A 14,066-nucleotide genomic window follows, 5' to 3' on the forward strand; every position below is an offset into this window, starting at 1 on the left:
ATAGGTAAGGCGGGGCGTCTCGACCGATACCGTTACAGGCGGCTTTCGTTAGAATGTGTTTGCGATCCTTATATTCGTCTAATAACCGGAGACAAACGTGCCAGGCTTACTTCCCGATGTCGACCGCGAGGGACTGCTCGAGTATTCAGTCGTGTACACCGACCGATCAATCAATCATATGTCGCAGCTCTTTCAAGGAGTCATGCGCGATATTTCCGCTTCGCTGAAGAAAGTCTACAGCGCGAAGTCGGCCGTTGTGGTGCCGGGCAGCGGGACGTTCGGCATGGAAGCCGTTGCCCGGCAGTTCGCCACCAACAAGAAGTGTCTTGTCATCCGCAACGGCTGGTTCAGTTTCCGCTGGTCGCAGATTTTCGACATGGGCAGCATTCCGTCTGAATCGATCGTGCTGAAAGCGCGCCCGGTCGAACAGGGGAGACAGGCTGCCTATGCACCGCCGCCGATCGAAGAGGTGGTCGCTGCGATCAGGGAAAACAAACCGGATCTGGTCTTTGCGCCGCATGTCGAAACCGCATCCGGGATCATGCTGCCGGACGCTTATTTGCGCGCGGTGGCCGACGCTGTGCATGACGTCGACGGCATGTTTGTACTGGATTGCATTGCCTCCGGCACGGTCTGGGTCGACATGAAGGCGAGCGGCGTTGACGTCCTGATCAGCGCGCCGCAAAAGGGATGGAGCGCGTCACCGTGCTGCGGGCTGGTCATGCTTAGCCCGCTTGCCCGCGAAAGAATCGACGGAACGACCAGCACCAGTTTCGCTTGTGATCTTCGCAAGTGGCTGCAGATCATGGAAGCCTACGAGAATGGTGGGTTCGCGTACCACGCCACGATGCCCACGGACGGTCTCGCTACGTTGCGTGACGTCATGAAGGAGACCGAGGCATACGGCTTCGATAAAGTGAGAGTAGAGCAGCTTGAACTCGGCAAGCGCGTTCGCTCACTCCTCGCGGACAAGGGATTCAAAAGCGTGGCGGCCGAAGGTTTTGAGGCTCCGGGCGTCGTCGTCAGTTACACGGACGATGACGGAATACGATCCGGTAAGAAGTTCGCTGATGCAGGGTTGCAGGTCGCGGCTGGCGTCCCGCTTCAATGTGACGAGCCTGCGGATTTCAAGACCTTCCGTATTGGGTTATTCGGCTTGGACAAACTGCATGACGTTGAAGGGGCGGTGGGCAGGCTTGCGAAGGCGCTGGACAGTATTCGTTAGGGCGGTTTTTCTTTTTGCGGAGGGAGGTTGATCTGTACAGGAAGCGCGTTCCCGCCAGCTTCGTAGAAATTGGAACCGTCACATCGCCTTCAGATCAGGCAGCAGTCTTTCGCACTCTTTCCTGACAACGCGATAGCACTCGCACGCGCGCTTTTCGACCAGATGCGGGGCGACGCGTGCCCACTCCGACTCGTCCAGCACCGCAAGAAGGTGATTACCGGTTCGATTGTCTTCCTTCAACATTTGCCGCATTCCTCGCAGACTGTCTGGAAACCGCACCGTGTTGCCGATCTGTTTCTGTGCGTGACACAACGATGAGGATATTGGAAGCACGGCGCATAGTACGGCGAGCATGGGAGCGCGAGTCTGTTTTCACATCAAACGCGTCCTCGCCGGGTCCGTTTGCGACGCTGGACGATAAAAGCTGAATGCCCCTGCGCCTGAAGTTCGATCAGCCGCCGCGTAATAGGCGCTACACTGGCGATCCAGCAGTCGTCTCCAGCGTGGCGCCATGAATGATTCCAATAACACTTCTGCTGCGCCAGGGCTGGTCGTCGCTCCCCGCATAGTCGCAATCGGTGCGTCGGCCGGTGGCCTTCATGCGCTGAGCCTGTTTTTCAGGGCGGCTTCCGAAATTCCGGCCGACGTTGCCTTCGTGGTCGTTGTCCACCTGGCTCCAGGCGCCGAGAGTCATCTCCCGGGGTTGCTGGCGAAAGACACGGCTTTGCCTGTGTCGGCGATTGAGGACGGCGCAATACCGCGTGCGGGGCACGTCTATGTCATCCCGCCGAAGGTGTCGGTTGTTATCGAGCAAGACGCGTTCAGGCTGCGTGCAGCCGTTGATCGTCCAGCAATCCCCATGCCGATCGACGCGTTCTTCACTTCGCTGGCCGCTGACCAGCACGATCGCGCTATCGGGATCGTGCTCACCGGCGCGAACGCAGACGGTTCAGCGGGCCTGAGAGCGATCAAGGCCGAGGGCGGCATGGTCATGGCGCAAACGCCTGACACGGCGGAGCACAGCGCAATGCCTGGCCATGCAATCGCAACGGGGTTGGTCGATTATGTGCTGCCGGTTGAAAACATGCCTGCTGCGCTGTTCGATTACATCACACGATCCACGGCAGGGACGTCACAGGCCGCCTTGGATGCCGCGCGGCCGGTCGATCTTGAACCGGTGCTCAGGGCGCTTGCGGCTGCCGGATCAGATTTCAGGGGCTACAAACGGGGAACGCTTCAGCGTCGCATTGCCCGCCGCATGGCGGTCAACCGGATTGATAGCCTTGATGCCTATTGCGGCGTCCTGTCGGCCTCGCCCGAGGAGGCTCAGGCACTCAGTCTCGATATGATGATCGGTGTGACGGAGTTCTTCCGCGATCCTGATGCTTGGACCGCACTGTCCGAACGCGTGCTGAGCGTTCTGCTGGAGGAGCCGCAGAGCGAGCAGCCGATTCGTGTATGGGTGCCGGGATGCGCAACGGGCGAAGAAGCCTATTCGATGGCCATGCTGCTGACCGAGGAGATCGAGAAGCGCCGGGTGACGCGGCCGTTCATGATCCTTGCCTCCGACGTGAACCGCGTTGCGCTGGGACGCGCACGCCAGGGCATCTATTCGGCCAGCGTCGCGTCACCAGTGGGTGAAGCGCGGCTCGAGCGTTTCTTTCAGACGCACAGCGATGGATTCCAGATCCGGCAGGAACTTCGCGAAACGGTTCTGTTCACCCCGCAGAACCTTATTGCTGATCCACCGTTTTCCCGCGTCGATCTGATCAGTTGCCGGAACCTGCTGATCTACCTCGAGCCCGAAGCCCAGCAGCGGGTATTTGAGTTATTCCACTTCGCGCTCAATCCGAAGCGCTACCTGTTTCTGGGACGATCGGAAAGTACCGATCCCGATTCCACCCAGTTCCAGGAGGTGTCAAGAGCCTGGCGTATTTACCAGCGCAGTCCGGTCATCGCACCGGCTGTCACTGGCTACCGGTTTTCCGCAAGTACGGCGCGCCGCGAGGAATTCCCGCCCGCAAGCCGCGTTGGTGTCCGCAGCAAAGGTTACGCGGAACTGGTCAACGCCACGCTGCTGGAAGAGCACCATGCCGCCTCCGTGCTGATCAATTCTGCTCACCAGGTGCTCTACGTGAGCGGCTCGACGGACGAATACCTGACGCAGCCGGCAGGTGAGCCAACCGGCAATATTCTCGACATGGCGCGCGACGGCCTGCGCCTCAAGCTGCGGATTGTATTGCGCCGGGCGGTCCAGGACCAGGCAGCCTCGCCGGTCAGTGAAATCGTCGCTGACGGTGGTGCGCCCGCGGTGAAAATCACGGTGACGCGACCGTTCGACACGATGCATGCCGGCAAGGCATTGCTTGTCATCTTCGCGAGGTTGCCGACGGCCGACCGGCCTGCGTCGACGGCGCCCTCCGGCGCGGATTCCGACCTCTGGCATCTCGAGAGCGAGCTTCGCACAACGCAGGTGGAGCTTGGCAGCACAATCGAGGAACTGGAGGAGAGCAATAGCGAATTGCGGGTATCGAACGAAGAAATCCTTTCGATGAATGAGGAACTGCGCTCCGCGAACGAAGAGCTCGAAACGTCGAAAGAGGAGCTACAGGCGGTCAACGAGCAATTGAATGTCGTCAATTCCCAGCTCGAGCAGAAGGTCCATCAGTTGGAGGTTCTCAGTGAGGACGTCACGAATCTGCTTGCCAGCACGGAAATATCAACACTGCTTCTCGACAGGCAGGGTCTGATCAAACGGTTTACGCCCAGCGCGGCGAGGATCCTGGGACTTGCGCCGCCGGACATCGGGCGCAGGATCGTAGAGGTTCTCGGCAACCCGCTCGGCAACGCGTTGCCGGAGGAGGTCGACAGGATACTTCTGGGCCTCAACGAGAAGGTGGAAAAGGAAATCGAAACCGCGACCGCGGAATGGTATGTCCGCCGCATTACGCCCTACATTGCGGTTCGCGGAATGCCGCCTGCTGGCGTCGTGGTCACATGGACCGATATCACCCAGGTCAAGCTGTCCGACGAACGTGCCCGGCGCCTTGCCGCCGTGGTTCAGGATTCGAACGACGCGGTGACGGTATTCGACCTCAAAGGCCGCTTTCTCGCCTGGAACCGCGCGGCTAGCGCGATGTACGGCTATAGCGAGACTGAAGCGTTGTGTATGACCGTCTCCGACCTGGTCCCACGCGGCGCCAGGCAGGATCATCTCGACTTCATCCACCACGCTGAGCACAATGAGGCGCTGCATTCCTACGAGACACAGCGGGTCACGAAGGACGGACGCGTGGTTGATATCTGGCTCACGCTGTCGGTCCTGTCGGACGACGCGGGCAACGCTATTGCGGTGTCATCAACTGAGCGCGATCTCGTCAATCGCAGTGTGAGCAATGCTCACCTTCGCGAGCGTGCCGAACAGCTGGCGGTCGCCGACCGGCGAAAAAACGAATTTCTGGCCATGCTTGGCCATGAGCTGCGTAATCCACTTGCAGCGCTGGTTTCCGCTGGAAATCTGCTCGCGTCGGAAACGGTCCCAGTCACGCAGAGGGACTGGGCTGCCGGCGTCATTCAAAGGCAGGGGCGTGCAATGATGCACCTCGTGAACGACATGCTCGATATCACCCGGATAACGAGTGGCAGCATCGAGTTGAACCGACAGACGGTTCTCCTTAAAACAATCGTTCAGAGCGCCATCGAAGTTTGCCAGCCGATCGTCGATGAGCGTCGCCATTCATTGTCCGTCTCCCTGCCGGAAGAACCCATCTGGCTAAACGCAGACCCGACCCGCCTGTCGCAGGTCATCGAGAACATCGTGATCAACGCGGCGAAATACACCGCGCCGGGCGGCTCCATACAGTTGCGGGCGACCACCGCGGCGCATCGGCTATCGCTCAGCATCAAAGACAACGGGAGAGGTATCCCATCCTCGATGCTCGGGAGTCTTTTCGACATGTTTGTCCAGGGGCCCGCGTCCAATAGCCAGCGCAACAACGGCCTGGGTGTTGGCCTGTCCGTGGCGCGGCGACTGGTCGAGTTGCATGGCGGTTCGGTTCGGGCCATTAGCGATGGCAAGACTGGCAGTGAGTTTGTCGTCGATCTGCCTCTCGATCCGGGACCCGTCCCCGGAGATCGGATCAGTTCGCAGCCGGCACCGGTCACCGCCCGCCCGCAGCGGATTCTGATTATTGATGACAACGCCGATGCGAGTGAGGCGTTGGGCATGCTTCTCGCCAATGAGGGGCATCAGGTCGAGACGCGCATAGACGGTGTTTCGGGACTCAGCGCTGCGGCGGCCTTCAACCCTGACTTCGTACTTCTCGACATCGGACTCTCAGGCATGGACGGATACGAAGTAGCGAGAAGGCTACGCGAATCCGGGGCAAATCCAAATGTGATCCTGGTGGCCGTCACGGGATACGGACTGCCGGCGGATCGCATCAAATCAGTCGAGGCGGGGTTCGACCATCATCTGACCAAGCCGGTCGACTATGAAGCCTTGATCCGCTTATTTGGCGCAGGGACGCAGGGGACGCCACGCACGTAGAGGTTCCTTCGGCCACCACGCGGTCCGCCACCGTACCGACTTTCTCCGGGTGACACGGCAGAGTGGGTTCAAGCGACGACAGTCGCGCGTCAGTTCAACCGCCCGAACAGACATGAACCACTGCGTACGGGCCGATCCAATGCAACCGGAGTTACCTACAATGAAAGCATTCGTTTATCTTGGTGCTGGCAAGAAGGCTGTTGAAGAACGGCCCAAACCCGAGATCGAGGCGTCCACCGACGCCATTGTCAAGATCAGCAAGACGACAATTTGCGGCACGGACCTGCACATTCTCAAGGGCGACGTCGCGACCTGTCAGCCCGGCCGCGTGCTCGGCCATGAAGGTACAGGCGTAATCGAGCGGGTCGGCGCAGGCGTCACGGCGTTCAAGCCAGGCGAACGCGTCCTGATTTCTTGCATCAGCGCATGCGGTAAGTGCATGTACTGCCGCAAACTCATGTATTCCCATTGTGTCAGCGGCGGCTGGATTCTTGGCAACAGGATCGACGGCACGCAGGCCGAGTTCGTGCGGATTCCGCACGCGGATACCAGTCTTTACCGGATTCCCGACGGCGCCGACGAAGAAGCGCTGGTGATGCTGAGCGATATCCTGCCGACGGGCTTCGAGTGCGGTGTACTCAATGGGAGGGTGCAGCCCGGCAGCATCGTGGCTATTGTCGGCAGCGGGCCGATCGGGCTTGCGGCATTGCTCACCGCCCGTTTCTATTCTCCCGCCGAAATCATCATGATCGATCTGGACGATAACCGGCTTGAGACCGCAAAGCGCTTCGGTGCGACCGCGGTGATCAACAACGCGGATGGTAGTGCGGTGAAGGCGATCATGAAACTCACGGCCGACCGCGGCGTCGATACCGCAATAGAGGCGGTCGGCATTCCGGCTACCTTCGAAATGTGCGAGGCTATCATCGCGCCGGGCGGGACGATAGCGAATGTCGGAGTGCATGGCGTGAAGGTGGATCTTCATCTGGAGCATCTGTGGGACCGAAACATCACCATCACCACGCGGCTGGTCGATACCGTCAGTACACCGATGCTGATGGATACGTTGCGCGCCCGCAAGCTCGACGCCAGCCTTCTGATTACGCACCGCTTCAGGCTCGATCAGATTCTCGACGCTTACGAGACCTTCGAGCGTGCTGCGGACACGCGCGCGCTGAAGGTGATCATCTCTGCATAGCCGGTCGCCCCTTGGGAAGCGGCACTTGGCGCGCGTATTTGCGCCACTGCGCTATTTCAGGTTGTTGAGCTCGGCACGTGCAAGCGTCTCGGCCGATTCCCATGCAGCATCTTCACGTTCGAAGAAAGTGTCGAGTTTGATGATGGGTTCGTTGCTCTTCGCTGCGCCCTTCGGAACGACACACACGCTCGCCACCCAGCCATCGGCAATATGGTCTCTGACTGTCATGTAAGCGTCATGTGTTGTGCTTGAGATGATTCTTTCCGCCATGGTGTCGCCCGTTTGAGTAAACGACAGCCACATTGGCCGTCGTCGCTGCTGGTAAATCTCGCGGGTCATCGATAACAGTCGGCGCTGCTATGTTCCGAACTTATGTTCCGCAATGTATTTGTCGCCGTACGCAAGTGCTGCCGCATAGCCTTCCTTGCTCGTCGCAAAAACGCCGACGTCGTAGTGCTTGTCGGCCGAAGGAAGGCAGCCTTCAACAGCATGCCGAAGATGAAAATCGAATGTCCCGTCCTGTAGTTCCTGACATTCGGGGGTGAATGTATGGATACGGGCTTGATACAATTTCTGAATGTTCTGCCTCATGACCTGCTCCCGCCTTAAACGCCTTTGAAGGTTCTCGTTTTCGGTTGATCTGGCACGGTCCGGATTTGATGAGGACCGTGGTCCGTGCGGCGGTTCATTCCGATGCGACTGGCTCGTCGGCGCCTGCGTCCGACCAATATCCATGCTTGTCGTAAAACTGGTGCAGAACGACCTCGTAACGCCGGTCGATCGGCATCGAGTCGTCATAAGCCGGGCTATTCTTGATGACGTCACGCGTCAATTTCGTCGATACGGTTGAATCGAACCAGTCGACTTCGTCTATCCAGTGAATCGCGATGAGCACGGCCTTGCCACCGGGCCACCAGTTGTGCGTCTCTACGACCAGGTAACGAATCGCCCAGTCGGTGTCGTCGTAAATGAAGTCCGATACGTGACCGATGCTGCCGTCGGCCGTCTTGAGGTGGTATCCCTTGACCTCGTCGGTGCTACGCAGATGGACGTCGGGTTGCGGTTTGCTCGTATCAAGGGTTGGCCCTGGCGGCTCATCGGGCAGGGCATCAGGCGCTACACCCGTTGGGTCATAGGCCGGGTAGGCGCCCATCCCCCATAGATTTGGGCCGCCCCAATAGGTCGGATAGCTGTAGTAGCGCAGATACTCGATCTCGTGCTGCCGCGATACCGGCTTGTGGGCGTCCAGCATTGGGCTGTCCCTCACTTGCTGCTGAGAGAGGCCGACATGCACGACGCTCGATCCGGGATCGGTGTGTTTCACCGAATACGGCGAAACCAGCACTTGCCGGTCATTGAGCCAATTGCCTGTTTCGACCACCAGGTAGCGCACACCCCATGACTCGTCGTCGAAATAGGCCTGGCTAACTGAGCCGATGTCGCCGTCCACTGCGCTAACTGTGCTTCCGTGCAAGTCTCGCATGCTTCGTAACATGGTTTCTCTACCCTGTGTTTCGACGAGGGCGCACATCACGCGCGTCCCTCGGCCTCAATTTCAAAGCGACGTGAGCCGCGTGACTTTTGTGCCTTCCAGCGACGCGCCCGCCATCAGGCCAGTGTTGGTCAACACGAAAGCGTCGACCTGTCCGGTCGCGGTGCTAGTGTCGAGATTGCCGTTCGCACCGACTTTCAGCAGGGCCACGGAGGCGTCGCCGCCAGCCGACCATCCGTCCCTGCTACGGAAGCGGTTGAGCGACTCGTCGGTCATGAACAGGAAGACGATTGCGCGCGATTGCGCGCCGATCTGCCAGCCGATCGAACCGGTCGCCGTGCTGTAGTAGCCGACCGTGTGTCCGCCGACGCGCAAGGAGCCTTCGCCATACTGACCGCCGACCACGAAGCCGGCATCGATCACCGACGGGAACGTCAGTACACCGTGCGCCTTGCCGACCAGTTCGCGTGATCCGCTTGCCATACCGTACAGGCGAGTCAGAGTCGAGTCGACGCCTGCATCGATGGTGCGGCGCTTGTCCATCTGCTGACTGCGGCTCGCATCGGAAGAAGAGGTGGTAGTGCAACCTGAGAGCGCTGCGCCGAGCACCAGAAGCGATCCGGATGTGCTCCAGATAAAGGTTCGTCTAAGCATGATTTTCTCCGCGCTGGTCAACGATAGAAGTCACGCTACGCGCACGCGCGGCAGAAAGCGGTACGACAACGTACAGAGATCTGTCTATGTTCAAACGCACAATCCGCGCAGACCCGTTAAGGCGTGGCCGGTGGCGCGCCGCGACGTACCACCAGACGCACGCGAACTATAATTTAAACAGGGTTTCATCTGGTTCGACGTCCTCTCCCCAGTCATCTGGCGCATTCATGCAACTACTGCTGATGCCTGATACTGTTAAGAACAATTCTGCGAAAACGGCGCAGTTTCTGGACGGGATGTCGGGGAGCGATAAATGGAAAACGAGCAACATTCCAAAGAAAACCACCTGCTTTCGGTTCTGCCGGAAGCAGAGCGGGCGCGCGTAGCGCCGCATCTCGTACCGGTCGAAATGCCCTTGGGGCAGGTCGTGTACGAGTCTGGCGATCGCCTTGATCATGTCTATTTTCCGACTACGTCCATCGTATCGCTGCTCTATGTGATGGAGGACGGCGCGTCCGCCGAGATCGCAATTGTGGGCAACGAAGGGATCATCGGTATTGCGCTCTTCATGGGCGGTGAAACAACGCCAAACCGGGCAGTCGTGCAAAGCGCAGGACGGGCGTATCGACTGGATGCGCGCATCCTGAAAGAGGAATTCCATCGCGCTGGCCCGGTGCAGCGGTTATTGCTGCGTTATACCCAGGCATTGATTACACAGATGGCCCAGACCGCCGTCTGCAACCGGCATCATTCGATCGACCAGCAATTGTGCCGCTGGCTGCTGCTCAGCATGGACCGCCTGCCGTCAAACGAGCTGAAGATGACACAGGAACTGATCGCCAACATGCTTGGCGTGCGCAGATCCGGCGTGACGGAAGCGGCGCTGAAACTCCAGGACGCGGGGCTGATCCGCTACGGTCATGGCCACATCGAGGTACTGGATCGACCGGGACTCGAAAAGCGTGTGTGCGAGTGCTATGGCGTGGTGAAACGGGAGTTCGACCGGTTGTTGCCTGATCTGAGGGCGATATAAACGCGCATTATTCCGTCGGACGAGGCGCGGCCCGGCCCCATTTTTAGCAAATTTTTCGTTCTTTCGATGGCGACGGATTAACTCCAAAATTGGCTTCTTTTTAACGGATTGGACTCCCCATCGTCGGCGCACACTGACATCGTGCCAATCGCGCAGGGAGCCTGAGATGTCTTTCCGCCACGACAAAAGTTACCAGTTCGAAGTTGGCCTGCCGGACGTATCTATGTCCGATGGGAACGGTCCTTCGCCATACTCCGACGCGGGCATGATGCGCGGCCTGCACCTCGCGTCGGAGTCCGTGTTGCGCCTCGCGACGCAGACTCACAACGCCGTCGCACGTGGCGACACGGTGGGTGCGGAAGTAGCGCGCGTATCGCTCGAAAAGCAACTGGCACTGACCACGTGCCTGATCGATGAGCTATTGCTCAAAGGTACCGACCAACCCACGACACATTGATTGGCCGTCAGGCCAGACAGAACTAATCGCAGTGTCGAACTTCTGAAGACTGAAATGAGTGCCTTGACCGTAATTCTTAGCATTTGGACGATGGTAGCTATCTGCGCGATCCTCTTCATCCGCGGCGCCAGCCCGCGCGTTGAGCGGACCACCAAATCGCCGCAACGCCGCCCGGCGCGCTTTTCAATCGCTGAGTAACGGCGATCAGCCTGCCAATACGGCGGCGGGCGCGGCCGCTTCTTCGACCTCACCCGAATTGCTTCCTTCGTTAAGTGATTGTCGTGAAGGGCAACACTTAGCAAACGCCGTGCTGCGGATACTCCGCGACGGCGAGGCAGACGAACACGAGGGGCGGTAGCCTCCATAGCCTAGCTGTCAGCTTGCGGCCACAAGTGGACGTTCGACACACCGGCTTAGATCCCCGACAATCGCGTGCAGAACCTTCATTAGCGACGTCGCTACCATGACTACCACCGTCTACGAAACAATCCTTTGGTTACAGTCGAAAACCAGCGAAAAGCAATTCCCCATCGTCGAATTTTCCGCTGATACCGACATGGCTACTCTCGGATGGGTGTCTTTAACGAGCACAGACCGACCCGAAATCGTTGTCACTCAGGCAACAGCAGAGGAGTTCCGAGCAATAGCAGATGACCTAGATGGTTACCTAGGAGTTGAACACCGAGTAAACACCGCTCTTAAGCGCTGCGACCTCAAATGCTCATGGCTGGTTCGTGTTGAAAACGTAACTTCAAGCGCCGAAGGCCTCTCGTTCCAAGAATTCAGAAAAGCGTATCAACCACCAAAGCTATTTTTTCGCGACATTCTGCATTGCGATTCACTAGCGGTGGAAGTCAGTCGTACCACACGCTCCGAGTTTGAGCGCAACGGCGGAAAATTCATCATTCTCCAATGAGGCACCACCAGCCAGCCGACTTGCTAGGGCACATTGTCAGCCGCCCCTCAGGTGAAGGACCATGTTAATGTCTGCTTCCGGGAGTTTTGACCGGCCGCTCGGGGTCGATCAGAGCCGGTCGTCGTCGGGCTCAGTTCGGCCACTAAGGGCCAGTCGCGAATGTGCGAGCGACGGCCGCAGCTTCGACGTTATCGGTCATTCGATTGATGCGAAATTCTGGACCGTGCGCCGTGCTCATGACAGCTAGTTGATACCTCAATTGTCGGCGTGCTCACGCGCGTTGCGGCGAATAGCCTGAGGTGGCTCACCGAAAGCTCGCAGAAACGCACGGCGCATTCTGTCTGGATCAGCAAAACCCGTTTCCCGCGCAACGACGTCAATCGGCAGCCTGCCCTGCTCGACCATGAGTCGCGCTGCTTCCAACCGCAAGTTCTCGACAGCTTTCGCAGGTGATTGCCCGGTCTCCTCACGGAACGCCCGGCTAAATTGCCGCACACTCAGATTGGCGGCTTCAGCGAGTCTGTCTACCGTCAGTGGGGTGTGCAAATTGCTTTTCGCGTAGACCAGCGCGGTTTGTATCCGGTCAGTTTTTGCATCGAGGTCCAGCAGTGTGGAGTGCTGTAGCTGTCCGCCGGCACGTCGATGGAACATGACCATTCGCTTGGCGACAATTCGCGCTACCTTTGCACCAAGATCTCTTTCCACCATCGAAACCGCAAGATCGGTCCCCGCAGTCATGCCCGCGGATGTCCATACTGGACCATCCACGATAAATATCCGATCTTCTTCGACTTTGACTTTCGGATACGTCGTCTGCAATTCGCGCGCGTGTGCCCAGTGAGTCGTGGCACGCCGATCGTCCAGAACGCCGGCTTGAGCCAAAAAGAACGCACCCGTGCACATTGAGGCAACGCGCCGGGTGTTTTTCACCGCGCCTCTTAAATATTCAATCAGCGCGGCGCTCGCCGGGTACGCGCCAGTGATGACGCCGCCGATGATCACCGTATCGAACCCACCTTCAGCGAAACTATCCGTCATGACGGAGTATCCGAGAGAACTTTGAACCGGCCCACCGCTTTCAGATATCAGACGTATCTCGTAGTACGGCTCCTTGGTCAGTCGGTTTGCGAGCTCAAACACTGTTAGTCCGCCGAAAACCATGACCTGGAAGCCTGGAACGACGATGTAGCCAATGCGCAGCATGATAGGTCCCGGAAAATAGCAGGACATAACGTTACGTCCTGCGCGCTGGCGCCTGGCGCGAGCCGTCGCCTGCTGAGCTGTGATTCTAACCAGCGATCCCGATGCCGATAAGAGTGGCCGCGCCAGAATGGCCAGAATTGTCGGAAATACGTCCCTCCTGCCTCGTTGAGGGCTTCTACCATTAGCGGATTCCCGAGTCTCACATCGGACCAATCGAGAAACCCCTATGGAAAGCAACCTCTCTGGAACAGTGTCTATTCCTGCACCCTCTATCTCGCGCCGCGCGTTCCTCGCGAGCGGGACGGCCTTTGGTGCAAGCCTGCTGCTGGATCGCGGGGCGCAGGCGCAAAGTCCTGGAACCGGCGGCGTACCGGGTATCAAGGAGTACGACGTCAATACCAATGGCATCACCATGCACGTAACCGAACAGGGAGATGGGCCAGCCGTACTCTTCTGCCACGGGTTTCCGGACACTTCCTACACGTGGCGCCGGCAGATGAAAGCGGTGGCGTCTGCCGGATATCGGGCAATTGCTCCCGATATGCGCGGCTACGGACGCAGTTCGGCGCCGACGGACCCAACCTTGTACACGCCACTGCAAACGGTCGGCGACCTGGTTGGCCTGCTCGATGCGTTGAAGATTCCAAGCGCTGTCCTTGTGGGTCATGACTGGGGTGCAACGCATGTGTGGCAAGCAGCGTTGATGCGTCCCGATCGATTCAAGGCCGTGTTCTGTCTGAGCGTGCCATTCGTTCCTCGTGGGGATGTCAGCGTCTTCGAGAAGATGCGCAGGTCCGGCCACCAGGATGATTTCTACATGTTCGAACAGATCCGGCCAGACGCCGATCAGATCTGGGCCGACGCCACGGTGACCATTCCAGGAATGCTGTACTGGGCATCGGGCTCCGCTCCCGCAGACAAGCGGTGGAGTCCGATGGATCCGGCACGCAGCCTTCACCGTGCGGCCCCCGGACCGTTACCGTCATGGGCGGAGCCTGATTACGTCGCTTATAACGTGGCGGAATTTCAGCGCACCGGCTTTCACGGTGCCCTGAACTACTATCGGGCCGCTGAACCGTACTTCTACCTGTCCGCTCCTTGGAAGGGCGCCAGGATTACCCAGCCTTCATTTTTCATCTGGGGGAAGGCGGATGGCTTGAAAGAGCTTTATCCGCTGACCATGGACCAGATGCGCTCCGGCGTTCCCAGTCTCATTGGCGGTCTCGAACTCGACAATGTGGGCCACTGGGTACAACACGAAGCCCCTGATGTGGTCAATGAGCAACTCGTGAAGTTTCTGCAAACCGTAACGACCACCTGACTCGCGCTGGGATTGATA

General features: G+C 58.8%; 13 protein-coding genes. 7 read left to right on the plus strand and 6 right to left on the minus strand.

Translation table 11 applies throughout. The annotated features are described in order from the left end of the window. The first annotated feature begins 97 nt into the window (after window positions 1-97). The gene (locus tag KHO30_RS08235; RefSeq protein ID WP_093647091.1) at window positions 98-1,225 is read left to right on the plus strand and encodes a pyridoxal-phosphate-dependent aminotransferase family protein; all 1,128 of its coding nucleotides are present in this window, start codon (window positions 98-100) and stop codon (window positions 1,223-1,225) included. A gap of 78 nt (window positions 1,226-1,303) precedes the next feature. On the opposite strand, the gene KHO30_RS39195 is transcribed toward KHO30_RS08235, so the two are convergent. Then, a complete protein-coding gene (locus KHO30_RS39195) occupies window positions 1,304-1,468 on the minus strand; it encodes a hypothetical protein (RefSeq protein WP_167378543.1) in 165 nt (54 codons plus the stop codon). A 268-nt stretch (window positions 1,469-1,736) separates the two neighbouring features. Here KHO30_RS39195 and KHO30_RS08245 point away from each other — a divergent pair, with 268 nt between their 5' ends. Both KHO30_RS08245 and KHO30_RS08250 read left to right on the plus strand, forming a co-directional pair. Then, a complete protein-coding gene (locus tag KHO30_RS08245) occupies window positions 1,737-5,774 on the plus strand; it encodes a CheR family methyltransferase (protein WP_211700529.1) in 4,038 nt (1,345 codons plus the stop codon). A 160-nt stretch (window positions 5,775-5,934) separates the two neighbouring features. Continuing rightward, entirely contained in the window at window positions 5,935-6,972 is a 1,038-nt protein-coding gene (locus tag KHO30_RS08250; RefSeq protein WP_211700530.1) for a zinc-dependent alcohol dehydrogenase family protein, read from the plus strand. Window positions 6,973-7,023: 51 nt separating this feature from the next. Here the strand turns inward: KHO30_RS08250 and KHO30_RS08255 are convergent, their stop codons facing one another. The 4 genes from KHO30_RS08255 to KHO30_RS08270 form a co-directional block, all read right to left on the minus strand. Further along, on the minus strand, window positions 7,024-7,311 hold the full coding sequence (locus KHO30_RS08255) for a hypothetical protein (protein WP_143131861.1): 288 nt from the start codon (window positions 7,309-7,311) through the stop codon (window positions 7,024-7,026). A gap of 18 nt (window positions 7,312-7,329) precedes the next feature. After that, window positions 7,330-7,563 carry a hypothetical protein gene (locus KHO30_RS08260; RefSeq protein WP_211700531.1) on the minus strand — a complete coding sequence of 78 codons (234 nt, stop codon included), beginning with the start codon at window positions 7,561-7,563 and terminating at the stop codon, window positions 7,330-7,332. Between the two features lie 94 nt (window positions 7,564-7,657). Continuing rightward, window positions 7,658-8,467, minus strand: a complete 810-nt coding sequence (locus tag KHO30_RS08265; protein ID WP_211700532.1) for a PRC-barrel domain-containing protein — start codon at window positions 8,465-8,467, stop codon at window positions 7,658-7,660. Between the two features lie 60 nt (window positions 8,468-8,527). Next, window positions 8,528-9,118, minus strand: coding sequence for a BPSL1445 family SYLF domain-containing lipoprotein (locus KHO30_RS08270; protein ID WP_054042588.1), 591 nt, complete (start codon window positions 9,116-9,118; stop codon window positions 8,528-8,530). 313 nt (window positions 9,119-9,431) lie between these two features. On the opposite strand from KHO30_RS08270, the gene KHO30_RS08275 reads away from it, so the two are divergent. The 3 genes from KHO30_RS08275 (at window position 9,432) to KHO30_RS08285 (ending at window position 11,524) form a co-directional block, all read left to right on the plus strand. After that, complete coding sequence (locus KHO30_RS08275; RefSeq protein WP_200652893.1) at window positions 9,432-10,151, plus strand: Crp/Fnr family transcriptional regulator; 720 nt, start codon at window positions 9,432-9,434, stop codon at window positions 10,149-10,151. A gap of 166 nt (window positions 10,152-10,317) precedes the next feature. Continuing rightward, complete coding sequence (locus KHO30_RS08280) at window positions 10,318-10,608, plus strand: hypothetical protein (protein ID WP_200652894.1); 291 nt, start codon at window positions 10,318-10,320, stop codon at window positions 10,606-10,608. A gap of 463 nt (window positions 10,609-11,071) precedes the next feature. Beyond that, window positions 11,072-11,524: a hypothetical protein gene (locus KHO30_RS08285; protein ID WP_211700533.1), complete on the plus strand. Its 453-nt coding sequence runs from the start codon at window positions 11,072-11,074 to the stop codon at window positions 11,522-11,524. Window positions 11,525-11,779: 255 nt separating this feature from the next. Here the strand turns inward: KHO30_RS08285 and KHO30_RS08290 are convergent, their stop codons facing one another. Continuing rightward, window positions 11,780-12,727, minus strand: a complete 948-nt coding sequence (locus KHO30_RS08290) for a GlxA family transcriptional regulator (RefSeq protein ID WP_054041342.1) — start codon at window positions 12,725-12,727, stop codon at window positions 11,780-11,782. A gap of 226 nt (window positions 12,728-12,953) precedes the next feature. Between KHO30_RS08290 and KHO30_RS08295 the strand changes: the two genes are divergently transcribed. Next, window positions 12,954-14,048: an alpha/beta fold hydrolase gene (locus KHO30_RS08295; RefSeq protein WP_211700534.1), complete on the plus strand. Its 1,095-nt coding sequence runs from the start codon at window positions 12,954-12,956 to the stop codon at window positions 14,046-14,048. The last annotated feature ends 18 nt before the right edge of the window (window positions 14,049-14,066 follow it).

The organism is Paraburkholderia aspalathi (assembly GCF_905220735.1).
In the GTDB taxonomy this organism is placed as follows: Bacteria; Pseudomonadota; Gammaproteobacteria; order Burkholderiales; family Burkholderiaceae; genus Paraburkholderia; species Paraburkholderia aspalathi.

What these genes read in the sequence shown, in the direction of transcription:
- KHO30_RS39195 (WP_167378543.1), bottom strand. Translation starts at nt 1,468, where the DNA reads ATGTTGAAGGAAGACAATCGAACCGGTAATCACCTTCTTGCGGTGCTG.
- KHO30_RS08245 (WP_211700529.1), top strand. Translation starts at nt 1,737, where the DNA reads ATGAATGATTCCAATAACACTTCTGCTGCGCCAGGGCTGGTCGTCGCT.
- KHO30_RS08250 (WP_211700530.1), top strand. Translation starts at nt 5,935, where the DNA reads ATGAAAGCATTCGTTTATCTTGGTGCTGGCAAGAAGGCTGTTGAAGAA.
- KHO30_RS08255 (WP_143131861.1), bottom strand. Translation starts at nt 7,311, where the DNA reads ATGACCCGCGAGATTTACCAGCAGCGACGACGGCCAATGTGGCTGTCG.
- KHO30_RS08260 (WP_211700531.1), bottom strand. Translation starts at nt 7,563, where the DNA reads ATGAGGCAGAACATTCAGAAATTGTATCAAGCCCGTATCCATACATTC.
- KHO30_RS08265 (WP_211700532.1), bottom strand. Translation starts at nt 8,467, where the DNA reads ATGTTACGAAGCATGCGAGACTTGCACGGAAGCACAGTTAGCGCAGTG.
- KHO30_RS08270 (WP_054042588.1), bottom strand. Translation starts at nt 9,118, where the DNA reads ATGCTTAGACGAACCTTTATCTGGAGCACATCCGGATCGCTTCTGGTG.
- KHO30_RS08275 (WP_200652893.1), top strand. Translation starts at nt 9,432, where the DNA reads ATGGAAAACGAGCAACATTCCAAAGAAAACCACCTGCTTTCGGTTCTG.
- KHO30_RS08280 (WP_200652894.1), top strand. Translation starts at nt 10,318, where the DNA reads ATGTCTTTCCGCCACGACAAAAGTTACCAGTTCGAAGTTGGCCTGCCG.
- KHO30_RS08285 (WP_211700533.1), top strand. Translation starts at nt 11,072, where the DNA reads ATGACTACCACCGTCTACGAAACAATCCTTTGGTTACAGTCGAAAACC.
- KHO30_RS08290 (WP_054041342.1), bottom strand. Translation starts at nt 12,727, where the DNA reads ATGCTGCGCATTGGCTACATCGTCGTTCCAGGCTTCCAGGTCATGGTT.
- KHO30_RS08295 (WP_211700534.1), top strand. Translation starts at nt 12,954, where the DNA reads ATGGAAAGCAACCTCTCTGGAACAGTGTCTATTCCTGCACCCTCTATC.